The organism is Parabacteroides sp. Y3-G-102 (genome assembly GCF_023656845.1).
Lineage (GTDB): Bacteria > Bacteroidota > Bacteroidia > Bacteroidales > Tannerellaceae > Parabacteroides > Parabacteroides distasonis.
Map to the genome: position 1 here is coordinate 33,942 of NZ_JAMOKU010000003.1, position 23,902 is coordinate 57,843.

Sequence of the window (23,902 nt, forward strand, 5' to 3'; positions counted from 1 at the left end):
CGGCCTATTCCAGTGCCGGGCTTTTTTGTTTATTCGGCGGTATCATCTATCTTTGTAATTCGTAATTGTGTGAGGTTCTATGAGTAAATATATAGGAATATTCGTTTTCGTATTCAGTTTGTTTTCTTTGGGAGTACATGCGGGGGAAAGTTTTCGTTTTCGGGTGTATTTGAAAGATAAAGGGGATTCCGGTTATACGCTGGATAACCCGGAGGAATATCTTTCCAAGGAGTCTGTTGAGCGACGGAACCGGCAAGGTATATCGGTGTCGGAATCGGATTTGCCGATCGCTCAAGCTTATCTGGATACCTTGTCCGCCAATGGAGGAAAACCGGTGCTGGAGAGCAAATGGTTCTCTACGGTCGTGGTGTCCAGTCCGGATAGCTTGGTCGCTGAGCGTCTCTTGCGCCTCCCGATCGTGGATTCCGTGAAATGGGTCTGGAAAGGTGACGAGGAAATCGATATTCCTAGGGAGGAGAATGATACGACACGGTTTATGCCAATAGATAAACCGGAGAAATCGCCTTACGGTTATGCCGAGGAGCAGATCAAGATGCTGAACGGTATCAAATTGCATGAGGCGGGCTTTAAGGGTAAGGGTATGCGTGTGGCCGTGGTCGATGCCGGTTTCATGAACGTGGATCGGATCAGCGTATTTGATTCCTTGCGGTTATTAGGAACGCATAACGTGGTTTTCCCCGGCCGAAGCGTTTTCATCGGGGATGATCATGGGACGAAGGTCTTATCTTGCTTGGCCGCTGATGCGCCGGGCTTGATGGTCGGTACGGCTCCCCAAGCCGAATATTGGCTGATAAAGAGCGAGGATAGCCGTTCGGAGTTTCCCATCGAGGAGGATTATTGGACGGCAGCTATGGAATTTGCCGATAGCGTGGGAGTGGATGTGGTCTCTTCTTCGTTGGGGTATTTCTCTTTTGATGTAGAGGCCCTGAACTATCATCAAGATCAATTGGACGGGAGGACTTCCTTGATCAGTCGTGCCGCTAAGATGGCTTCATCAAAAGGGATCTTGTTGTTTAGTAGCGCCGGCAACGAGGGGGGCGGTAGCTGGGGAAAGATAACCTTTCCAGCGGATGCCCCGGATATATTGACAGTGGGCGCTATCACGGATCGTAAGAAGAAAAGTAATTTCAGTTCTGTTGGCTTTACGGCGGATTACCGGGTGAAGCCGGATGTGGTTGCCTTGGGTACGGGCTGTTGCGTGATAGATCCTACGGGGAATATCCGTTACGCGAACGGTACCTCTTTCGCTACGCCGATCTTAGCGGGGTTGGGTGTTTGTCTATGGCAAGCGTTTCCCAGTCTGACGAATAAGGATATAATCTCTCTTTTGCAGCGTTTCGGCAGTAAGTTTGAGCAACCGGACGCTGAGTTGGGATATGGCATCCCGGATGTGTACAAAGCTTATAAACAAGAGCGTAAATATGCGGCCGAATCTAAATAACTTATCGGGTGAGAAAGAGGCTCTATCTTTGTTAGAGCTGAATACTCGTATACGGGGTGCGTTGTCGAGGGCTTTCCCGGAGACTTGCTGGGTGCGTGCGGAGATGAGCGATGTGCGGGTGAATACTTCTTCCGGACATTGTTATCTGGAGTTTGTGGAGAAGAATGTGCAGACCGGGCAATTGGTGGCCAAGGTACGAGGGTCTATCTGGGCGAAGACGTTTCGTATGTTGAAACCTTATTTCGAGATGGAGACCGGTCAGATGTTCGCTTCCGGCTTGAAAGTGTTGGTGAAGGTGTCTGTTGAGTTCCACGAGTTGTATGGATTGAGTCTTACGGTGCTTGATATAGATCCGGCTTATACGTTAGGTGATATGGTGCGTAAGCGTATGGAGATTATCCGCCAATTGCAGGAGGAAGGGGTCTTTACACTGAATAAGGAATTGCCTTTTCCGCTACTTCCTAGGAGAATCGCTATCATTACTTCTCCGACGGCTGCCGGCTACGAGGATTTTATGAATCAGTTGACACGGAATAAAGGAGGTTATCCGTTCTATACCAAATTATTCCCCGCCTTGATGCAGGGAGAACGGACGGAGGCTTCTGTAATAGCGGCTTTAGACCGGATTTATCAACATCAAGATCTTTTTGATGTGGTCGTGATTATCCGTGGGGGTGGGGCTACCTCGGACTTGAATAGCTTCGATTCTTATCTGTTGGCGGCGAATTGCGCTCAATTCCCTTTACCGATTATCACGGGTATCGGGCACGAACGGGATGATACGGTTGTAGATTTGGTAGCGCATACCCGGATGAAGACACCGACCGCTGTCGCCGAGTTCCTTATTTCCCGAATGGATAGCGTTGGTGAGGAGTTGGAGAGTTTGCGTCAAGACGTGAGTTTATTGGCTATGGATATTCTATCCCGACAGAAAAACTATTTACAATTGGTAGCGACCCGTTTCCCTTCTATCGTGACAAGCCGGATCGAGCGGAATCGTTCGGGACTGCAAACGATAGCGAGCCGTTTACCTGCGATGGCATCGGGTTTGTTATCACGCCGCCAGTCGGTGCTTGAGAATACGGAACTTCGCTTGCGGAACGGTATTACCTCTAAACTTTCCGAGAGTGGGCGTTTTATCCAGCTTACGGAGCAGTTTATCAAGATGGCTTCTCCTGATTATATATTGAAGAGGGGATATAGCTTAGCCTTGAAAGATGGCAAGATTATCAAACATGCCTCTGATTTGCGAGCCGGCGAAGAACTGACGACTCGCTTCATCGATGGTGAAATAAAAAGTATTATCAAACCATAGAGGGTGGTTTTATAACCGTCCGATAAATACATAATTAATATGGCGAAGAAAGAAGAAACATATAACGAGGCGATCGAGAAACTTCGTAAGATCGTGGCTGAGATCGAGAATGGAGACTTGGATGTCGATATCCTGTCCGAGAAGGTAAAAGAAGCTACTCGTCTGATCAAGCTTTGCAAGGAGAAGCTGTATAAAGTGGATGAGGAAGTTAAAAAAGTTTTGGAGGAATTGGATTGATGAATAAGTACGTCTTGATCGTTGCCGGGGGTAAAGGGCTTCGTATGGGTGGAGATCTGCCGAAGCAGTTTATTCCTATGCGGGGGAAACCTCTTTTGATGCATACGTTAGAGGCTTTTCATCGTTGGGATGCTTCCGCACGTATAATCCTTGTGCTTCCGGAGGATCATCAGCCGTATTGGAATATGCTTTGCAAGGAAATCGGCTGCAAGGTCCCGCATGCGATCGTGAAAGGGGGAGATACTCGCTTCTTCTCGGTTAAGAATGGGTTGGATTGGCTTTTGGCGGAGAGGCGTCGGAAGGGGGAGGAGGATAGCGGTCTGAGTTTGGTCGCTGTGCACGATGGCGTTCGTCCTTTCGTCTCTCCGGAGGTTGTTGAGGCCTGCTTTGATAAAGCGGCTGTCACGGGAGCCGTTATCCCGGTTGTTCCGATGATTGATTCCCTGCGTGAGACAGATGAAAAAGGGAGCCATCCGGTGGACCGTTCCCGCTATATGGCTGTACAAACCCCGCAAGTCTTCCATTTGGAATTATTGACAGAAGCCTATGAGCAACCTTATTCGTCTTTATTTACGGACGACGCTTCCGTGGTGGAGGCGATGGGGCATGCGATTGATACGGTTCCCGGTGATCGTGAGAATATCAAGATTACCACGCCCTTTGATTTGTTAATAGCGGAAGCGATGTTTGCCCGGTAAACCCTAAAAACTCATAGATGTTATGCTGGACCTTGATAAGCGATCGATTACGTACTTGCCGGGAGTAGGACCCAAGAAGGCGGATATCCTGCAAAAGGAAGCGGGGATATCGTCGTATGAGGACTTGCTCTTTTATTTTCCTTATAAATATATAGATCGCAGCCGGTTTTATAAAGTTGCCGAGATCAGTGGGAATATGCCTTATATCCAGTTGAAAGGCCAGATTCTCTATTTCGATACGCTAGGCGAGGGGCGGAGTAAACGGCTGGTTGGCAAGTTCTCGGATGGTACGGGCACGATCGATTTGGTCTGGTTCAAGGGCTTGAATTATGTGACAGATAAGTATCGTCCCAATACCGAGTATATAGTTTTCGGAAAGCCTACGGAGTTCGGGCATACCTATAACATACCGCATCCGGATATCGACTCAATGGAGCAAGCTGATCAAGTGGCGAATGGCTTGACTCCTTTCTATAATACCTCGGAGAAAATGAAGAAATCTTTCTTGAATTCCCGGGCGATCCAGAACCTGCAATATACGTTGTTAAGCTGGCTGAACTGGGAACTTCCGGAGACGCTTTCCCCCGACGTATTGAAACGGATCCATATGATGTCTATGACAGAGGCGATGCGGAATATCCATTTCCCGGAATCTGCCGCTAAGTTGCGTGACGCCCAGTTACGTTTGAAGTTTGACGAGCTTTTCTTCATACAATTAAATATATTACGTACCGCTAGCGTTCGGAAACTGAAGCTAAAAGGGATCGTTTTCCCTACGGTCGGCCATTATTTCAATACGTTCTATAAAGAGTATCTTCCTTTTGAGTTGACGAACGCCCAGAAACGGGTAGTCCGTGAGATCCGGATCGATATGGGTAGCGGGCGGCAGATGAATCGCCTGCTGCAAGGTGATGTGGGGAGTGGCAAAACTTTGGTAGGCTTATTGTCTATGCTATTGGCGATAGATAATCATTGCCAAGCTTGTATGATGGCTCCTACCGAGATATTGGCAACCCAGCATTATGCGACGATCATGGGATTCCTGAAAGATATGGACGTTAAGGTCGCTCTTTTGACCGGATCTACCAAGAAGAAAGAGCGGGATAAGATATTACCGGCTATTGCCAGCGGTGAGATCCAGATCGTGATCGGGACGCATGCGTTGATTGAGGAGACGGTGGTTTTCTCTTCGTTGGGATTAGCGATTATCGATGAGCAGCACCGTTTTGGTGTGGAGCAACGCTCACGCCTTTGGATGAAGAACACGATCGTGCCGCATGTGTTGGTGATGACGGCTACCCCGATTCCCCGTACTTTGGCGATGACTTTGTATGGGGATCTGGATGTATCGGTGATCGATGAGTTACCTCCGGGACGTAAACCGATACAGACGCTTCATCGCTATGATAATAAAAAGGCACAACTTTATGAGTTCCTTCGGAAAGAGATACAAAAGGGGCGTCAGGTTTATGTGGTATATCCGTTGATTGAAGGAAATGAGAAACTGGATTATAAAGACTTGGAGGCTGGTTTTGAGACGTTCAAGGAGGTCTTCCCAGAATATAAGGTATGTATGGTACATGGCCGTATGAAAGCGGCGGATAAGGATACCGAGATGCAGAAGTTTATCTCCGGCGAGGCGCAAATCTTGATGGCTACTACGGTTATAGAGGTTGGCGTGAACGTGCCGAACGCATCCGTCATGGTGATCGAGAGTGCTGAACGTTTCGGCCTCTCTCAACTTCACCAGCTTCGTGGCCGGGTAGGACGTGGTGCTGAACAATCTTATTGTATCTTGGTTTCTTCCTATAAATTAAGTAATGACACTCGTAAGCGATTGGAGATTATGGTGAACAGTACGAATGGCTTTGAGATCGCTGAGGCGGATCTCCGTCTCCGGGGACATGGAGATTTGGAAGGTACCCGGCAAAGTGGCGAGGGGATAGATCTTAAAATAGCGGACTTGGCTGCCGATGGACAAATACTTCAATATGCGCGGGATATCGCTCAAGGAGTTCTTGACGAAGACCCCGAATTATTGTCCGAACAGCACCGGATATTGAGCGAAAGGCTCAAAACTCTGTTCACAAGGAAGATAAATTGGGGAATGATTAGCTAATATGTTGTGAAACATATTGTTCTGTAAGTCTTTGATATTTAGCTTGTTTATTCGCTTGTTTTGCTTTTATTCAAAGTCATTGCAGAAATTTTTCGTTAATCAATTTTGTCGGCTTATTCAAATTTCCGAACTTTGACAAGTTGACAATCAGGCAGAGATGCCGGGTATTGCCGTTTTATCCTGAATTATAAGAATGAAAGTTATCAAAAAATGAGTATAAAGACATTTCTATTCATTTGTTGTGCCGCTGTGATGGTATCGACTGCAAATGCGGAGAATCCGGTGAAACCGGAAACTCCGGAGACTCCCAATCATCCAACCCACAAACTTATGGACAAGCGTGTATCTGAGTTAATGGCCGACCGTGTTGGCTTTAAGAAAGATATGGCTTTGAAGGAGCTTGCGGAGATTAATGAGAAAGCGGAGTTGGAGGCAAGGGAGAACTTGATGTTTCCTGCCGATGAATTATATGGCGAGTGGACAAATGAATGGGTGAATCCTTTCCGGGGTAAGAAGGTTGATCTTCCGGATTCTTGCATAATCGATTGTTCTACTTTTGTCTTGCCTATGGACTCTATGACAAGGGTCACTTCAAAGTATGGTCCTCGCCGTAGACGGATGCATAAGGGGATAGACTTGAAAGTGCAAATTGGAGATACGATCCGTGCGGCGTTTGACGGCAAGGTGCGTATCAAGAATTTCGAGCGTAGGGGATATGGCTATTATCTTGTGATTCGCCATCCGAATGGTTTAGAGACTGTATATGGTCATTTATCTAAATTCTTAGTAGGTGTGAACGATATCGTACGGGCTGGAGATCCGATCGCTTTAGGGGGAAATACAGGACGCTCTACGGGATCTCATTTGCATTTTGAGACTCGTTTTCTTGGACAGGCTATTAACCCGGCTGATATTATTGACTTCGAGAACTCAATACCTCATCAGGATCAATATGTGTTTCGTAACGTCAAGATTAACGGACGTAAGAGCAATATCTATACATCTTCCAATAGTCAGATGGTGTACCATCGTGTAAAATCCGGTGATACCTTAGGTAAAATCGCACGTATATATGGTACGACAGTGAATGAGCTTTGTCGTTTAAATGGATTGAAATCTACTTCTATGTTACGTATCGGCCAGTCCATTCGTTGTAGTGCCGGTGTGGAAACCGCGGCTAAAGCTACTCCAAAAGCTCAAACTCAAAAGAAATCGACCGCTTCCGGATCTTCTAAGAAAATCACGGTACAGGCAAGTTCTTCCGCTACCGCTTCTTTAGGAGAAAATACGAATACAATGAATGATGTGGAGGCTACTCCGGTTTATCATCGTATTAAATCCGGTGATACGCTTGGCGCTATCGCTAAAAGATACGGTACTTCCGTTAGTAAACTCTGCGAATTGAACGGTATCACAAAGACTACCGTGTTGCGCTTAGGACGCTCATTACGCTGTTCATAACGATATATAAGATGTAAGAAAACGAAAAGGAGCCGCTTATAAAGTGGCTCCTTTTCGTTGTAACCTCTTTTCATTTATCTTATTAGCTTTTGTTGTCTTGAATTTTCGAGAACATCTACGTCTTTTTTCCTATATTCGCGGGTATAATCTAGGATAGTATGCCAAATACAAAGGAACAATTCGAGCAAGTGATCTCCCTGTGCCGGGAGTTGTTCGGGAAGAAGTTGAAGGATTACGGGCCGTCGTGGAGGATTATGCGTCCCCAGTCGGTTACCGACCAAATATTTATCAAGGCGAACCGTATCCGTAGCTTGGAGATTAAGGGGACGAGCATGGTGGACGAGGGAATCCGTCCGGAGTTTATCGCCATCGTTAATTATGGTGTGATCGGTTTGATCCAGTTGGCGTTGGGATTCGCGGATACGACCGATATCACGATAGATAAAGCCTTGGAATTATACGATAAATACATCACTGAGACGAAGGAACTGATGTACGCCAAGAATCACGACTATGATGAGGCGTGGCGCAGTATGCGTATCAGCTCGTACACGGATCTTATTTTGATGAAGATTTATCGGACCAAGCAAATCGAGAGTCATGGAGGCAAGACACTCGTCTCCGAGGGAGTGGACGCTAACTACATGGATATGATCAATTATGCCCTCTTCGGCTTGATTAAGCTGGAGTTTGGCGAGGAGTGAGCTACATGGAATATAAGGAAACCGTAAAGAAAGTGATCGCAGAGGTCTGCCGCCTGTTACTGGGAGTAGTCTTTATCTTCTCCGGGACGGTGAAGGCTGTCGATCCCATGGGAGGCGCCATTAAGATTGGCGACTATCTGACTTCCTTTGGGCTGGATAAGCTGCAACCTTTTACGGTCTTGATCTCCTTTAATTTGTCCGCTCTGGAGTTCATGCTGGGTGTCTGTATGCTATTGGGGGTGTACCGGCGGTATACGACCTTCTTGACCTTGCTGATGATGTCTTTCATGACGCCGCTGACGCTGTATCTGGCGATCTTCAATCCCGTATCGGATTGCGGTTGCTTCGGGGATGCCTTGGTGATCAGTAATTGGCAGACCTTCTATAAGAATGTCGTACTTTTGGCCGCCGCTATTTACGTGTTCATCCATAATCAGCGGCTTTTACAAGGCTATACCTACCATGTCTACTGGTTCGTGGCTTTGTGGTCATATGTCTTCGCTATCGGTTTCGCTTACCGGAATTATAATCATTTGCCGATCTTGGATTTCCGTCCCTATAAGTTGGGTGCGAATATCCCTGCCTTGATGTCGATACCGGAAGGTGCGCCCGAGGATGAATATGCGTATTCTTTTATTTACGAGAAGGATGGCGTACAGAAAGAATTTTCTTTGGAGAACGCCCCGGCCGATGATAGTACGTGGACTTTCGTGGATTCAAAGACCAAGCTGATCAAACAAGGATACGTTCCCCCCGTTACCACATTTCATATTTATAATGAGAATGACGCAGACGTGACTGATGAGTTGCTGAACGACCCGAAAGGTCTCTTTCTTTTGATCGCTCCCCGTCTGGAGAATGCGGATGATGAGCGTATCGACGAGATCAACAATGTATACGATTACGCCTTGGAGAACGGCTTGGGCTTTTATTGCGTGACGGGTTCTTCCGCCGAGGCTATCGCTACATGGAGTGATAATACCGGTGCCGAGTATCCGTTTCTTATGGCCGATGATGTCCTTTTGAAAACAATCATCCGCTCCAATCCGGGATTGGTCTTGCTGAAGAAAGGTACGATCTTGATGAAGTGGCATTACAACGATATCCCACAGGAAGAAGAGCTGAAAACGATCGTAAACGGCTATCTGGAAGGAAATACCGACTGGAAAGCGAAAGAAGATGCCCGGCTAATAACCAACCTATTAAGTTTTACCGTACCTTTGTTGCTGGTTTGGGGATACGATGCCTTGCGCAATCGCCGTCGCCGGAAAGGAAAAGAATCTGAATAGAGATTTATTTGTATTACATATTTAAATTATTAAGTTATGAGAAAGAATATTGTTGCAGGAAACTGGAAAATGAACACTACTCTTGCTGAAGGTCTTGCTTTGGCTAAAGGTTTGGACGAGGCTTTGAAGGGTAAGACTCCGAATTGCGATGTGATCATCGGTACTCCGTTCACTCACTTGGCAAGCGTTGCTGCCGCTATCGATACAAACAAGATCGGTGTTGCAGCTGAGAACTGCGCTGACAAGGAAAAAGGTGCTTATACAGGTGAGGTTTCTGCCGCTATGGTAGCTTCTACTGGCGCGAAATATGTGATCTTAGGCCACTCTGAGAGACGTGCTTATTATCATGAGACTCCGGAGATCTTGAAGACGAAGGTTGAGTTGGCTTTGGCTAACGGTTTGACTCCGATCTTCTGCATCGGTGAGGTTTTGGAGGAGAGAGAAGCCGGTAAGCACTTCGAGGTAGTAGACGCTCAGATCGCTGGTTCTTTGTTCGATCTTTCCGCTGAGGATTTCAGCAAGATCGTCTTGGCTTACGAGCCGGTATGGGCTATCGGTACAGGTAAGACTGCTTCCGCTGAGCAAGCTGAGGAGATCCATGCTCACATCCGCGCTACTTTGGCCGCTAAATATGGCAATGAGGTAGCTGATAACTGCACGATCCTTTACGGTGGTAGCTGTAACGCCGGTAACGCTAAGGAATTGTTCGCTAAACCGAACGTAGACGGTGGTTTGATCGGTGGCGCTTCTTTGGCCGTTGACAAATTCATGCCGATTATCGAGGCTTTTTAATTAATTCATAATAAGAAGGTATCTTTCCCCTCAATGAATGGGGAAAGATACTCTTTTTAATATTCTATCTATGAAAAGAATTCCTTGTATCTTATTGCTATTTGCCTTTATGATGGCCGGTACTTCATCTTTATTCGCTCAGACGGCGTTGGAAGGTGAGCGTTCGACCATATTCGATGCGTTGCAGAGATCCGGTTTGGGAAAAGGCGAGGTCGTTATCAATCAATCCGCCGCTATCCGCGAGATGGTGGGTGAGCGTATGCGTGGAGCGAACGTGGAGACGACAGATAGCCTTACCTTCTTGAAGGTACAAGGGTATCGTACGCAGGTATTTTCCGGTAATAACCAACGGGTCTCGAAAGACGAGGCTTTTCGTAAGGAGAAGGAAATCAAGGAGCTTTTTCCAGAGATCCCGACGTATGTCACTTACAACGCCCCGTTCTGGAAGTTGCGTGTGGGAGATTTCCGCTCGCATGAGGAGGCCTATCATATGATGCGCCTGTTGATGGGTGCTTTCCCGAAATACGGGAAGGAAATGTATATCGTACGAGAAGAGATAAAAATTCCCCTAAATTAAAGAGAATGTCAGAAGTAAACGAAGAGACGCTACGTGCCCGGGAAGCTTTGGCCGGCCATTATAAGGAAGTATTGGGTTTGCTGGGTGAGGATGCCGGGCGTGAGGGTCTGCTTAAAACGCCGGAACGTGTGGCGAAAGCCATGCAGTTTTTAACCAAGGGATATCATGAGGACCCGGAGGCGGTGCTCCGTTCCGCCATGTTTCAGGAAGAGGATTACAAACAGATGGTTATCGTGAGAGATATCGATTTCTTCTCCCTTTGTGAGCATCATATGTTGCCTTTCTTCGGCAAGGCCCACGTGGCTTATATCCCCAAGAAATATATTACGGGCTTAAGCAAGATCCCTAGGGTAGTGGATATCTTCGCCCGCCGTCTCCAGATACAGGAGCGTATGACGATGCAGATCAAGGATTGTATCCAGAGGACCTTGGACCCGTTGGGCGTGATGGTCGTGATCGAGGCGCAGCATATGTGCATGCAGATGCGTGGCGTGGAGAAACAAAATTCCTTGACGACTACCTCTGATTTCACCGGCTTTTTCCAACAAGCCAAGACGCGCGAGGAGTTCATGAACTTGATCAAGCATAATCGCTGATCATCATCTCCCGTCATAGCTTACTCCAGTTTAGCCGTATAACTGATCCGCAGTGATACGGCTTTTATTATATCCCTACATTTCCATTCGTTGGGGCACAGTCGTGAAATATATAGGCGGGATGCAACTTTTACGGAGACCTATTCATCAATTAGATATAAGGACATTAAAAATATCAAGTTATGAAGACCAACAATTACCTATTCCTGTCGCTCTGTCTCTGCATACCTTTGTTTGCGTTGACTGGGTGTGACAATGATTCTTCTGAAGAACCTTTCGGAACCGATACTGAGCGATATGATATACCTTTGGATACTAAATCGCTAGAGGTAAACGCTAGAGGGCAGAAGTTCGCTTTTAATTTTTATAAGGAAATGGCTGGCAAGGAGGAGTCGAATTTTTGTATCTCTCCTTTAAGCGCCTCCTTTTGTTTGGGTATGGTATTGAATGGGGCGAATGGTAATACGTATACAGAGCTACAAGAAGCCTTAGGTTATGAGGGCTTAACCAACGAGGAGATAAACGCTTATGCCCAAATGATGCAGACGGAGCTTCCCAAGTTGGATGGTCGTACTGTTTTCATGAATGCGAATAGTATGTGGATCAAGGATGATTTCCAAATGCTGGAACCATTTGTAAAGACCAATCAGACATATTATAATGCCGAGGTTTATAACGAGCCGTTCAATATGGAGACGGTGGACAAGATCAACCATTGGTGCGCCAATAAAACGAATGATTTGATCCCTAAGATGCTGGAGACAATCAGTCCCAATACATTGGCATGCCTGATCAACGCCATTTATTTCAAGGGAGTGTGGAAAATGGAGTTCGATAAGGGAGATACAAAGGACAAGCCGTTCCATCTAAAGGACGGATCAGAGATCAAAGTTCCTACCATGAAACAACAAGCGACAAATTATTATTATGGTGATGAGCAGGTATCTGTCGTGGAACTACCTTATGGAAACGGAGCGTTTAGTCTGGTTCTTTTTATGCCGTCCGATAAGAAGAAAACCTCGCTAGATGAGTTGATTGCGGACTTGGATGCGGATCGTTGGAACCAGTGGATGAGTAACCTGAGTTCTTATTCGTTCGACCTCTATTTGCCTCGCTTTACGATGGAATCAAGTATGGATTTAACAGATGTGATGAGGACATTGGGAGTCAAGGATGCCTTTAAGTCGGAGGCAGACTTCACGAATATATCAACCGAACAGCCTTTATTTATAGGCTTGATAAAACAAAATACCTTTATTAAGGTCGATGAGTCCGGCACGGAAGCCGCCGCTGTTACGATAGTAGGTATGGATACAAGTGCGCTTCCTCCCGCTACCACCTTGAAAGAGCTTCGTTTTGATCATCCCTTCGGCTATGTCTTAAAGGAGAATAGTACGGGTGCCATTTTATTCGCAGGCCGAGTGGATCATCCCAAGTCTTAAAATAAATCAGCGTGTGTACCGGTATCGGTCATGATCAAGACCAGTTCGGTATCGTTTTGTTGCCATATTAAGAGCCAGTCGCTTTTAATATGGCATTCCTATAAGCCCTCAAATTTACCGCTTAGTTTATGGGGGTGATATTGCATTGGGAGGGAACCGGTTTCTTGAAGAATGCCGATAACTCCCATAGGAGTTCTGGATTGCAATTCCTTTTCAAGCATTTCTTGAAACTCTTATCAAATTGCTTGGTAGTCTGTACGTCGTACATGGTTTATTGATTTAGCAAATGCTTTTTTAGATCTTCCATATCTTTGGCCTTATAAACCCTTCCTGCCTTGATATCCTCCAGCCCCTTCTCTATACCGGACTTCTTCCTGCCGATATTCCAACCGAATTTCTTGGCCAGTTCTTTGAGCAAGGCCATGTCTACCTCCGGTAAGGTAATTTCTACTTTCTTGACTGTCACTTCCATATCTTGGGTTGTTTATAGATTGTATGTGACAAAAATACGTTTTTTTATTGAATTGATAATCATCTTTGAGAGATTTCGAGAAAGACGATCGAAGGATATGACAATTTGTTAGGATTGACAATTTGTAATCGGAAGTCCCGGAGAATCGATTTTTCCGGGCTAAGGTACGTCTTGTGCTTGAATTTGAAAAAATAAATCAGCAATCGGTTCATTGATAGAGCAATGCCGAAAAATAGCCTTTTGTTCTAGCGAAAATAATTCATCGTAATTCATATCCGATGGAGCAAAAGGAGGGAAAAACGGTGTTACGATAGGGCTATAAGGAGGTAAGAATGCCCATTCACGACTACTTACAACCCTATTTGCGACTGCTTATAATGCCCAATGGCACTACTGGCGTTGCTTAACGCGACCGTATGTGTAGGCTTTTGTCGCCTAATGTGTATCGAAAACGGTCTTTTTCATTGGAAAAGCACTGTTTATTGTTATCTCCCCTCCTTTATCTTGTGATTCCTGTGGAAATGAGATGTTATGGAAAAGCTCTAATACTACTCAAAAAGACAGAAAAGCCTCTTCGTGGATGACTTTATGGAAATGAGAATTTTGCTTGATCAACAGCTGGAAAAAGCGTTTAGAAGTGAATAACTAATCACTTCTAAAGCCGTTAGTTATTCACTGGGTATACTCGTTAGTTATTCACTCGACAAGCCGCAAGTTATTCATTTCAGAAGGCAAAAGTAGGAGATTTCATACTGGAAGCATTGCTTGTTTGTTGATGGAGATGTTTTGATACGGTATTAATGTACGTGCGTACATTAAATTTATTTAAGTATAAAACGGCGAGTGAAAACAATCTAATGTCTTTAAATAAGATAGATAAAATGCAACATTATGTGTATCTTGCGCATCTATATTATATATAGGAACATTTAAATCATTGTATTATGAAAAGCACTTACTACCTATTCTTATGCCTGTGCATCCCGTTATTTGCATTGACAAGCTGCGAAAATGATTTGGAGGGAGATAATTTCGGTCAGGATACGGAACGATATGACATTCCCTTGACCTCTAAATCCGCCGAGGTAAATGCGAAAGTACAAAAATTCTCTTTCGATTTTTATAGAGAGATGGCTCGTAGGCAAAAGGCTGACTTTTGTATATCTCCTTTGAGTGTGAACCTTTGTTTGGGCATGGTCCTGAATGGCGCGGATGGAAATACCTATAAGGAGATCCAAGAGACTTTGGGCTATGAGAACTTTACCTACGAAGAGATAAACGCCTATGCGCAAATGATGCAAACGGAGCTGCCTAAATTGGATGGACGTACGATTTTTACCAATGCCAATAGCGTGTGGGTTAGGAACGACTTTAAGGTGTTGGAATCTTTTGTTAAGACCAATAAGATGTATTATAACGCAGAGGTTTACAATGAGCCGTTTAATGATGGGACGAAGGATAAAGTAAACCGTTGGTGCGCCGATAAGACGAATAATTTAATACAAAAGATCCTTGATGATTCTTCTTCCGATGCCGTCTCTCTTTTGATTAACGCTATTTATTTTAAGGGGGTATGGACTTCGGAGTTTAAGGAAAAGGATACGAAAGACGAACCTTTTTATTTGAATAGTGGGGAGGAGATAAAAGTACCCACCATGCGGCAGGAGAATACTACTGATTGCTATGTAGACGATAAGGTTTCTGTCGTGGAGTTACCTTATGGCAATGGTGCGTTTAGCCTTGTCGTATTCATGCCTAGCGCAGACGATGAAGTTGCGTTGAGTCGCCTTATCGAAGGGCTGGATGATACGGAGTGGAATCATTGGATTGATAAGATGAAACGGCAGAATCTGAAACTATATCTTCCGCGGTTCAAGTTTGAGTCTCCTTCGATGGATTTGAAAGAGATCATGCGAGTGATGGGGATCTCAGACGCATTTGATCCGGTTTTGGCTGATTTCTCAATGATGTGTGATGCCTCTGTATATGTAAATGAGGTAAAACAGAAAACCTTTATTGAGGTAAACGAGTCCGGAACAGAGGCGGCTGCCGTGACTATGGCTGATATGAATCTATTTATGGATTCTCCTGCCCCTACTATTTCCGAACTTCGTTTTGACCATCCCTTCGGCTATGTCCTAAAGGAGAAGAGTACGGGTGCTATCTTATTTGCCGGACGGGTGGATAAACCGACTATATAAAAGGTTTTCTTACCTTTCATCCCCCGGATACTTCCGTTGGTCAAAATAATTTGATTGGATACTCCTGCTGATGTAATTTTGATATAAAAACGACATGAGCAGGAATCTTTTTATAATAGTTCTATTGATAATTACCCCTTTTTGTGGTTGGGGACAGGTCGATACGATAGCGGACCAGAAGTTACAGGAGGTGGTGATCATGGCTAAGCTCCCTACGGTAGAGATGAAACCGGGGAAGATGACTTATAGGCTGGATGCCTCTATCACCCAAAGCCAAGGGAATGTCTACGACGTGTTGACCAGTTTGCCGGGAGTCGTGATACAAAATGATGGCACTATTTTCTTGAATGGTCAAAACGGTGCGAATATCTTGATGGATGGTAAGCCGACCTATTTATCGGGGCAAGATCTTGTCAACCTCTTAAAATCGACTCCTGCCTCCATTACGGATAAAATCGATTTGATTACGCATCCCTCGGCACGTTACGACGCTAGCGGAAACTCCGGTATTATCGATATACGTACGAAGAAGATATTGCGAAGAGGAATGAACCTTTCGGTAAACGGTAGTTATGACCAAGGTAAATATGGAGAGGGTTTCGCTTCTACTACCCTGAATCTGCGAACGAATAAGTTCAACTTCTATCTCTCTTATTCCTATTCCCGGAAGAATGATTACGATGATCTGTATGTGGAGAGAAACTATCTGGAAGGTTGGCGGCCGGAAGGGGAGACCGGGCAGATGACGCAATCTTCCTATCGAACTTGGAAGAATACATCAAACTATTATCGTTTCGGGATCGATTATCAAATGTCGGATAAGACTACGATCGGGTTTTCGACGGATGGTAATCTGGCGGGTAACAAGGTTGAGGGAGATATGAACTCATCCATTCCTAAGCGATCTCCGCAAACCGGAGGTTCGCTTCGCACCTTGAACGATCAGAATCGTTCACAGGATAATTTTACGGCTGTTTTAAGTTTAACTCATACCTTTAACTCTGATGGTGGGGTCTTGGATGCCTCTATGGATTACTTGCGTTATCGATACGAGGAAGACCAATATTTGAATAGCCAAGATACCTTGTTTGGGGATATGGATGGAGGAATCCATTTATACTCCGGACAAGCGAATCTGGTGTGGCCTTTCTCGAAATCCTTCACGTTCCATGCGGGTGCTAAGACCTCTTTCGTCTCTATTGATAATAACGCTGATTATAATCGGCTACAAGGTGATTCTTGGCAACCGGACCATGACTTGAGTTGTGATTTTCAGTATGACGAGAATATAAACGCGGGCTATGTACAGCTTGACGCCAAATTCTCTTCTGTAAGTCTGGAGGCAGGTCTTCGTCTGGAAAATACCCGCATAGAGGGCGAACAATCGGGTAACGCTTATCAAAGAGACTCCTCGTTTACCAATCATTATACGCACTTGTTCCCAACGCTTTCTGTTCAGTATGCCTTGAGGAATGGGAATAGTCTGTCGCTTACTTATGGCAAACGGATTGTCCGTCCGAATTACCGGGACCTGAATCCGTTTGTATATATCCACGATGAGTATACGTATGATAAAGGTAACACCTTATTACGCCCGGAATTATCCGATAATCTGGAACTGGCCTATATACATGGCGATTTATTCCGGGTGGGGCTTGCTTTCAATTATACGAAGGATGTAATTATCAAGAGCTATTTGGATCAAGGGAACTATGTCGTTTATGTCTCACCGGAAAATCTCTCTTCCCGCGTCAGCGTAGGTCCCCGGCTCAGTACCTCCCAATTACCGTTAACCTCATTTTGGAACGTGAACGTCAGCGCATCCTTGATCTATAACCGGTATCGTTTACCGGAGAATTATCAAGTAAAGGTGAATAAGAGATGGACGCCGAATATCGGGATCTCGAATCAGTTTAGCTTTGCCCGGACTTGGAGCGCTGAACTTATCGGTTTCTATAATGGGAAAATGGCGGCGGGACAAGCTACGATCTATCCGTTATGGCAAATAAATGCCGGTATCCAGAAGAAGATATGGAAAGGCCGGGGAACGATCCAGTTATTCGCACGGGATATTTTCCATTCGAATGTATCGAGAATGAGCGTGATGACCCCTACCCAGCACGCTTTTATAAAAGAGCGGATGAACCGGACGGTAGTCGGTATTTCATTGAGCTATCGTATAAATCGTGGTTTGGAGGTGAAAGAATCTCGCCGGAAGCATAGCGTAGATGAAAGTAAAAGAATAAATTTGTGAAACCTCTAGACAAATGGTTTATGAAAAAGATATATAAGTGGATATATGCCTTGATTTTTGCGGTCTCTTTGTATTCTTGTATCCGCTGGGTAACGGATTATACGAAAGAAGGACACTACTGGACACAGTCCTTGAGGAATAGTATCCTAGAGATCGTGATCCTTGCATTTGTCTCTTATTTGTTTTTTATTTATTTCAGACGGCTGATCGAGAAGAGCCGAAGAGCGAAAGAACCGAATAGGTGGAAATTTGTTTGGAGATCGTATGGAATGCCTTTCTTATTGATTATATTGGGAGTGAATGCTACGTTGGCAATTACCCGTATATTTACCGGTGATACTTTCCATATGGACGCTATAATAATTGCGAACGTGATAGGGAGCTTGTTTGCGTTTATGGTCTATAATGTTCAGCGAGCTCAAGTATTGGATAAAGATTACGCCGAGCAGCGTATCCAACTGGAAAAGATCAAGAATGATCAATTACAGACGGAATTGAAGTTCTTGAAATCCCAATATCATCCTCACTTCTTGTTTAATGCGCTCAATACCGTTTATTTCCAGATTGATGAAAGTAACAAGGCGCCTCGTCGCACGTTAGAGATGATATCCGAACTCTTGCGTTACCAACTGTATGGCGGTAATCAGAAGGTCAGTATCCTACAAGAAATTGATTATTTGAAAACTTATATAGCTTTGCGTAAGCTTCGTATGAGTGAACGCCTGCGGTTGCGTGTAGAGTTTCCGCCCGAATTGAATGAACTGAATATTTATCCGTTACTCTTCCTCCCGTTGGTAGAGAACGCTTTTAAATACGTAGGTGGCGATTATCAATTGGATATTATCATGAAATGGGAAAATAACCGGATCAGTTTGTTTATACGAAACTCCATCCCCGAGCTTTCAGCGGAGGACGAAGCGTTGCGTAAATCGGTGGATGAACGGCAACGTAAAGGCATCGGTCTGGTAAATTTACGCCGCCGATTATCTTTATTGTATCCCAATAAGCACCGTTTGGAAACCCGGAAAGAAGAGACTGAGTTCGTAGCGGAATTAATGATTGAAATAGAAGATATATGACAATAACCTGCGTGATAACAGATGATGAGCCGATGGCCCGTAAAGGATTGCAATCGTATGTGGAGCGAGTGGATTTTCTCTCCTTGACCGGTGTATGTGAGGACGCTATCCAATTAAATACTCTGTTGAAAACTCAGCAGCCGGATTTACTTTTGTTAGATATCGAGATGCCTTATCTTTCCGGTTTGGATTTATTGGCGACCTTAAACCAACCTCCCAAAGTGATCGTTACTTCCGCTTATGAGCAATATGCCTTGAAAGGGTATGAGCTGGATGTCGTGGATTATTTGCTGAAGCCTATTTCCTTTGAGCGTTTCTTAAAAGGCGTGAATAAGGTGCACGACCTGTTGGCTCGGGAGAATACGCCGGATGCGGATGCCTCGTTCTTCGTGAAAAGCGAGAAGCAAATGCGTAAGATCTACCTAAGAGATATCTTATTTGTAGAGGCGTTGGAAAATTATGTTAGTATCTATACTACTTCCGGTAGAGTATTGACCCATTCAACCTTGAAGCGGATCGGGGAATCCCTACCCGATGATCAATTTCTCCAAACGCATAAATCGTATATAATTAATGCGGATCGTGTCGATCTGGTAGAAGGGAATAGATTACGTATCGAATCCTATCAAATCCCGATCGCCCGTAATCTCAGAGATGTTGTATTTAAGCGTATCCTTAAGAATACGTTGTAATTATATGACTGTAGCTAGGTCATAGAGACGCGGCACATGCCGCGTCTCTACAACTGGGGTATTTTGTTATTTGAATAACATTGGGGCGAATTTTGTGAGGTAGATGCGCCAGTTTTTCCAGATATGGCCGCCGTCGCTCTCGTAGTATTCGTATTTGTAGCCGCTATCGTCTAGTTTCTTGCGATAGTCTACGTTGTTCTTGTATAAGAAGTCGGTTTTACCGATAGCGATCCAGTATAATTTTGGGTGCTTGCCGAATTGTACTTTCAGCTTCTCATCCATATTCTGGTAGATGGGAGATTCGGAGCCTTCGCGGGGGAGGATAGCGGCAGAGAATAATCCCACGTAATCGAACATATCCGGATATTGCTTAGATATATGCAAAGAATGGAAACCACCCATGGAAAGTCCGGCTATCGCACGGCAGGATTTCTTCTTTTCTACACGGTAATTGCTCTCGATAAACTTAATGACATCCGGGAAGCTGCTTTCCATGCTACCCTCCATGGTTTTAGGTAGTTGCATATTCGGCTTAACTAAACCTAGGCTGGATTCTCCCGGAGCGGCCTCTTGATCCGCGTTTCCGTTTGTCATAACCACGATCATCGGTTTTGCCTTACCTTGGGCGATCAAATTGTCTAAGATCTGGGCCGTACGTCCTAAGGCGATCCAAGCTTCCTCGTCGCCACCCATGCCGTGTAAGAGGTAGAATACCGGATATTTTTTGCCACTTGTCTCATAGCCAGCCGGCGTATAAACGGTAATACGGCGGGTCTTTCCCAATGTCGGGCTCTCATACCAACGGCGAGCGACCGTTCCGTGAGGAACATCATTAACGCTGTATAAATCGCCCTGTCCACCCTTGATGATAAAGATATTCGTAACGGATGCCACGTCACGGTTCAGATAGACATTATTAGGATCTGTAGTCTTTAATCCATCGACAATAAAGGAATAGCTATATAATTCGGAGGGAAGAGGTTCCGGTGTGGTATATTCCCAAACGCCTTCTTTACCTTCCTTTAAATCAACGGTACCGGGTACATCCACTAAACCGAACTGAGTCTCCATCTTCTGTGTGGGAAGGAAATCTCCTGTTACCTGCACCTTGATCGCTTTGGGTGCCATGAACCGGAAGGTTACGGTGTTATCCGGATGAATCTCCGGAGAGATGATGTTCTGACTACCCCAAAGGGCTTGTTGGGCGAACGTGATCACGCTGATCAGCATGAATACGGCCAAGATTGATAATCTTTTCATAATGATAAATTTATTAATGGTATTACTGAGGTCTAAAGATTTTTACAAATGTAATGAATAATCTGTTACATGAGCAATAAATAGGCTCGATAATGTGTGTCTTTCGTGACGGGGCATAATGAGAGGTAGCCTTCTTGAATCCTTCCATTCGCAAGGCGAAGTGGATAAGTCTCAGACATGAGGCGGTGTTTCTCGAGAGCTTCTCCGGCTTCCTTCTCGTAAGAAACCCGGTAATCGCCAACAGCCCTAGGCGCTACATAATGCTGGAATAGACGTAAAGCGACCATTCCCATCGTGTACCGCATATTGATCTCAATGCAGGGATGAATAGCGAAAGATCCATCCTTTTGTCTATAGACCAGCATATCCACACCTATACAGCCCGCGTAAGTAGATCCGTACACTTCTTGTAATACAGAGCGTACCGCCTCTTGGATGCGGGAATAGGTTTCTTCGCCCGTGAATCGGGTGATGCGAGAGAGCATGGTGGATTGTTCCTCTAGGATGTTGCCTGTATAGGAGCCTCGCTCCTCGGTATTGAAAACGGATAATCCCTCGTAACGGACAGTACCTTGCCCGTCGGAATAAAATTCCATGGCGAAATCCTGTACTTTGTCTAATCCGCTTTCGATGCTGATCATTCCTTGTTTGTTGAATGCGCCCTCTATCCAGTTTTTCGTTTTTGTATCCGGTTTTCGTTTCTCTACCCATAGCAATCCCCGTCCGGAAGAGGAATAGGGTGTTTTTAATACGAAGGGAGTGTTGCATAAGATCATGTATCTCTCCACCTCCCGGATTTTCGTGCAGAAACGAGGCGCTACCGGAATAGGGAGATCGGGTAGGAGGGCCTGTATCTTTTCCAGACATTCCGCCGCTGTTTGCCTACCGGTAAGGCGAAAATAATCCTCTTTCCAAGTCGGGACGGATAGCCGGACTTTTGCCTTGTCCCTCAACTGCTCGAATAAATGAAGACTATGCGGGGAAAGTCCCCACGGGGCTGCGTCCATAGGAGAGAGGTAGGGAGCGTTTTTCATCAGCATCGCTTTTGTTACAGGTATAGGAGCCGGGTGTAGGTCTTTGGGTAAATGGGCGAAAAACGGAGGGGTTGCCTTACTATCTTCCAGATAGACAAAATCATCCTCTTCCGCATACCAAACTGGCAGCAGCGCCAAGTCTTTTTGCATTTTACGGACATTTGTCGGTGCCGTGTAGTTCTGTGTCCCTAAAAGTACGGCCGTCTCGTGGCCGGGATTGAAATAATGTATCCGTGACATAAAAGCGTAAAAACAACAAAGCCGTCTTTTTAAAGGACGGCTTTGCTCGGGTTTATGAGATTGTTATTCCAGATTCTCGTCGATGGCATCGATCTTCTTGACTGTTAAAGCCATATCCTCTTTCAGTTTTTCGATCTTGCGTTCCATTTCTTTCAGTAAACCGCCGCCGCCCTTGGAGGAAATGCTTAGGAAGCCGATGTTGTTCTCGTAAGTCTGAAGCTCGTTCTTCATGCGCTCGTACATACGCATCAACTTATCACGCTCGCTGAACAAACGGCCTTTACCTCTTTCGCCGCTGGTCATCTCGTTTAGGTTGTTGCGGAACGACTGCATCTTGCGATCGTTCTGGTCTACCTTCAAGCGATCGAATTGTTGGTCAACCGCCTCGTGATATTCCTTGTAGATCTTATCTTTCTCCTTGAACGGTACGAAACCGATCGTGTTCCATTCCGCCATATAAGACTTCAAGGTCGTGATAGCCTCATCATGTCCAAGGCTCTCGTCCATGCCCTTAATCTTAGCGATCAACTCTTTCTTAGCGGCCAAGTTGGTCTGCTCTATGCTCTTTTGGGAAACAACGTTCTTATTCTTTTGCTCGAAGAAATAATCACAAGCCGAGATAAAACGTTTCCAGACAGCGTCGGAATGCTTACGGGCTACCGGTCCGATCGTCTTCCATTCTTTCTGCAAAGCGATCATCTTATCCGTCGTATCCTTCCAGTCCGTACTATCCTTCAAAGCCTCGGCTTTCTCGCATAACGCACGTTTAGCGTCGAGGTTTTTCTCCATATCGCTCTTGATCGCCTTGTAGAACTCGCTCTTCTTCTCGAAGTAGACATCGCAAGCGGCACGGAAACGTTCGAATATCTTTACGTTATATTTTTTCGGAGCGAAACCAATCGTCTTCCATTTCTCTTGCAAGCCGATTACCTCCTTATTCTTTTCTTCCCAATCCTTAAACGATTTCAACGCGCTGAAATCAATCGCCTCGATTTGTTCGCAAATCACGGTCTTCGCATCCAGATTCTCCTGCTCTTTCGCTTTCAGTTTCTCGAAGTGCTCTTGGTGACGCTTATTGATCACGGTTGAGGCAGCTTTGAAGCGAGCCCATAAGTCCTCACGTAACTCTTTCGCTACCGGCCCGATCTCACGCCATTGCTGGTGCAGCTTCTGAAGCTGGTGGAAAGCGGAGATAACATCCGGCTCGTTACCTAGTTTCTCTACGGTTTCGCACAAGGCGGTCTTCAATTCCAGATTCTTCTTGAAGTCGTAATCACGGAACTGATTGTTTATCTTGATAATATCATAGAATTTCTCGGTGTAGATCTGATAGTTCTTCCAAAGCTCGTTCACGTGCTCTTGGGGAACGGCCTTCACCTCTTTCCATCTTTGTTGGATGTCCTTGAAAGAGTTGTATAATTTATTGAAATCATCTTGGCTTTCGCAAAGCTCTTTCAACTGGTCGATCAACTGCAATTTCAAAGCGTAGTTAGCGGCCTTTACACGCTCTTCCTCGGCGAGGATAGCGGCTCTTTTCTCTTTATAAGAGGTGAGCAAATCCTTGATCTTGTTCTCGGTTTCGTCAGCGGGGGCTGTAAAATCCTTTTCTTCGCCACCATCAGCGATGAATACTTTCTTAAGCTCTTCCACCTCGTTACGACGGATCTTGTAGTAAGCCTGTTTCAAAGCCTCTACTTCTCCACGGGAAGTCTCTACGGAAGTCTCAACAAGTTCGGTTAACTTAGCGAGAATTTCTTCTTTGGTTAATTTACCTGCGGCAATAGCAGCATCAGCCTCCGCTGTATCGTTGGCTTCAACGTCTGCGGTAGCATCGATTTCCGGCGTCTCAACCGGTTTTTTAGTTTCTTCCAATTTCCCGGCTTCTTCCGGCAAATTAGTCTCAAGAGTGTCCTTCATATACAATCGCTTTTAAGAAAAGGATAAATACATTCCTATATCAAGTCACAAATTAAACTAA

The 23,902-nt window shown here is 45.2% G+C and carries 20 protein-coding genes and 1 pseudogene; 16 read left to right on the forward strand and 5 right to left on the reverse strand.

The window, feature by feature from the left end; genetic code table 11:
* Positions 1-79: 79 nt before the first annotated feature.
* The 12 genes from NBH16_RS02160 (at position 80) to NBH16_RS02215 (ending at position 12,692) form a co-directional block, all read left to right on the forward strand.
* Complete coding sequence (locus tag NBH16_RS02160) at positions 80-1,462, forward strand: S8 family serine peptidase (protein WP_008773976.1); 1,383 nt, start codon at positions 80-82, stop codon at positions 1,460-1,462.
* Entirely contained in the window at positions 1,443-2,777 is a 1,335-nt protein-coding gene (xseA, locus tag NBH16_RS02165) for an exodeoxyribonuclease VII large subunit (RefSeq protein WP_005866561.1), read from the forward strand. Before NBH16_RS02160 ends, xseA begins: the two co-directional genes overlap by 20 nt.
* Before the next feature lie 39 nt (positions 2,778-2,816).
* Positions 2,817-3,014 (forward strand): exodeoxyribonuclease VII small subunit, encoded by a 198-nt coding sequence (gene xseB / locus NBH16_RS02170; RefSeq protein WP_005860969.1) that lies wholly within the window; start codon positions 2,817-2,819, stop codon positions 3,012-3,014.
* Positions 3,014-3,712 carry a 2-C-methyl-D-erythritol 4-phosphate cytidylyltransferase gene (locus tag NBH16_RS02175; RefSeq protein ID WP_250788032.1) on the forward strand — a complete coding sequence of 233 codons (699 nt, stop codon included), beginning with the start codon at positions 3,014-3,016 and terminating at the stop codon, positions 3,710-3,712. The genes xseB and NBH16_RS02175 overlap by 1 nt, the downstream gene beginning before the upstream one ends.
* Positions 3,713-3,734: 22 nt before the next feature.
* Positions 3,735-5,831 (forward strand): ATP-dependent DNA helicase RecG, encoded by a 2,097-nt coding sequence (gene recG, locus NBH16_RS02180; protein WP_146376311.1) that lies wholly within the window; start codon positions 3,735-3,737, stop codon positions 5,829-5,831.
* 210 nt (positions 5,832-6,041) lie between these two features.
* Positions 6,042-7,292: a M23 family metallopeptidase gene (locus tag NBH16_RS02185; protein WP_005866569.1), complete on the forward strand. Its 1,251-nt coding sequence runs from the start codon at positions 6,042-6,044 to the stop codon at positions 7,290-7,292.
* Positions 7,293-7,450: 158 nt separating this feature from the next.
* On the forward strand, positions 7,451-7,996 hold the full coding sequence (locus NBH16_RS02190) for a DUF1599 domain-containing protein (RefSeq protein ID WP_005866571.1): 546 nt from the start codon (positions 7,451-7,453) through the stop codon (positions 7,994-7,996).
* A 5-nt stretch (positions 7,997-8,001) separates the two neighbouring features.
* Entirely contained in the window at positions 8,002-9,285 is a 1,284-nt protein-coding gene (locus NBH16_RS02195) for a BT_3928 family protein (protein ID WP_005866573.1), read from the forward strand.
* A 36-nt stretch (positions 9,286-9,321) separates the two neighbouring features.
* Complete coding sequence (gene tpiA / locus NBH16_RS02200; RefSeq protein ID WP_005866575.1) at positions 9,322-10,077, forward strand: triose-phosphate isomerase; 756 nt, start codon at positions 9,322-9,324, stop codon at positions 10,075-10,077.
* Positions 10,078-10,147: 70 nt separating this feature from the next.
* Positions 10,148-10,654, forward strand: coding sequence for a hypothetical protein (locus tag NBH16_RS02205; RefSeq protein WP_005860984.1), 507 nt, complete (start codon positions 10,148-10,150; stop codon positions 10,652-10,654).
* 5 nt (positions 10,655-10,659) lie between these two features.
* Complete coding sequence (gene folE, locus NBH16_RS02210; protein WP_005866578.1) at positions 10,660-11,250, forward strand: GTP cyclohydrolase I FolE; 591 nt, start codon at positions 10,660-10,662, stop codon at positions 11,248-11,250.
* Positions 11,251-11,432: 182 nt separating this feature from the next.
* A complete protein-coding gene (locus NBH16_RS02215) occupies positions 11,433-12,692 on the forward strand; it encodes a serpin family protein (protein ID WP_250788034.1) in 1,260 nt (419 codons plus the stop codon).
* On the opposite strand, the pseudogene NBH16_RS02220 reads toward NBH16_RS02215, so the two are convergent.
* Positions 12,689-12,960 (reverse strand): annotated as a pseudogene (locus NBH16_RS02220) (type II toxin-antitoxin system RelE/ParE family toxin). The gene NBH16_RS02215 and the pseudogene NBH16_RS02220 sit on opposite strands and share 4 nt — an antisense overlap.
* A gap of 3 nt (positions 12,961-12,963) precedes the next feature.
* Complete coding sequence (locus tag NBH16_RS02225; protein ID WP_034532133.1) at positions 12,964-13,164, reverse strand: hypothetical protein; 201 nt, start codon at positions 13,162-13,164, stop codon at positions 12,964-12,966.
* A gap of 944 nt (positions 13,165-14,108) precedes the next feature.
* Here NBH16_RS02225 and NBH16_RS02230 point away from each other — a divergent pair.
* The 4 genes from NBH16_RS02230 to NBH16_RS02245 all read left to right on the forward strand — a co-directional run bounded on the left by NBH16_RS02230 (position 14,109) and on the right by NBH16_RS02245 (position 19,390).
* A complete protein-coding gene (locus NBH16_RS02230; RefSeq protein WP_122144475.1) occupies positions 14,109-15,365 on the forward strand; it encodes a serpin family protein in 1,257 nt (418 codons plus the stop codon).
* 94 nt (positions 15,366-15,459) lie between these two features.
* Positions 15,460-17,619, forward strand: coding sequence for an outer membrane beta-barrel protein (locus NBH16_RS02235; protein WP_122144474.1), 2,160 nt, complete (start codon positions 15,460-15,462; stop codon positions 17,617-17,619).
* Between the two features lie 20 nt (positions 17,620-17,639).
* Positions 17,640-18,698, forward strand: a complete 1,059-nt coding sequence (locus NBH16_RS02240; RefSeq protein ID WP_034527648.1) for a sensor histidine kinase — start codon at positions 17,640-17,642, stop codon at positions 18,696-18,698.
* Entirely contained in the window at positions 18,695-19,390 is a 696-nt protein-coding gene (locus NBH16_RS02245) for a LytR/AlgR family response regulator transcription factor (protein ID WP_005866589.1), read from the forward strand. The genes NBH16_RS02240 and NBH16_RS02245 overlap by 4 nt, the downstream gene beginning before the upstream one ends.
* Positions 19,391-19,456: 66 nt before the next feature.
* Here the strand turns inward: NBH16_RS02245 and NBH16_RS02250 are convergent, their stop codons facing one another.
* From NBH16_RS02250 to NBH16_RS02260, 3 genes are all read right to left on the reverse strand, one after another.
* Positions 19,457-20,650: an esterase gene (locus tag NBH16_RS02250; RefSeq protein ID WP_195319783.1), complete on the reverse strand. Its 1,194-nt coding sequence runs from the start codon at positions 20,648-20,650 to the stop codon at positions 19,457-19,459.
* A gap of 65 nt (positions 20,651-20,715) precedes the next feature.
* Positions 20,716-21,924 carry a hypothetical protein gene (locus NBH16_RS02255; RefSeq protein ID WP_195319784.1) on the reverse strand — a complete coding sequence of 403 codons (1,209 nt, stop codon included), beginning with the start codon at positions 21,922-21,924 and terminating at the stop codon, positions 20,716-20,718.
* A 63-nt stretch (positions 21,925-21,987) separates the two neighbouring features.
* Positions 21,988-23,841, reverse strand: a complete 1,854-nt coding sequence (locus NBH16_RS02260) for a DUF349 domain-containing protein (protein WP_008780630.1) — start codon at positions 23,839-23,841, stop codon at positions 21,988-21,990.
* Between the last annotated feature and the right edge of the window lie 61 nt (positions 23,842-23,902).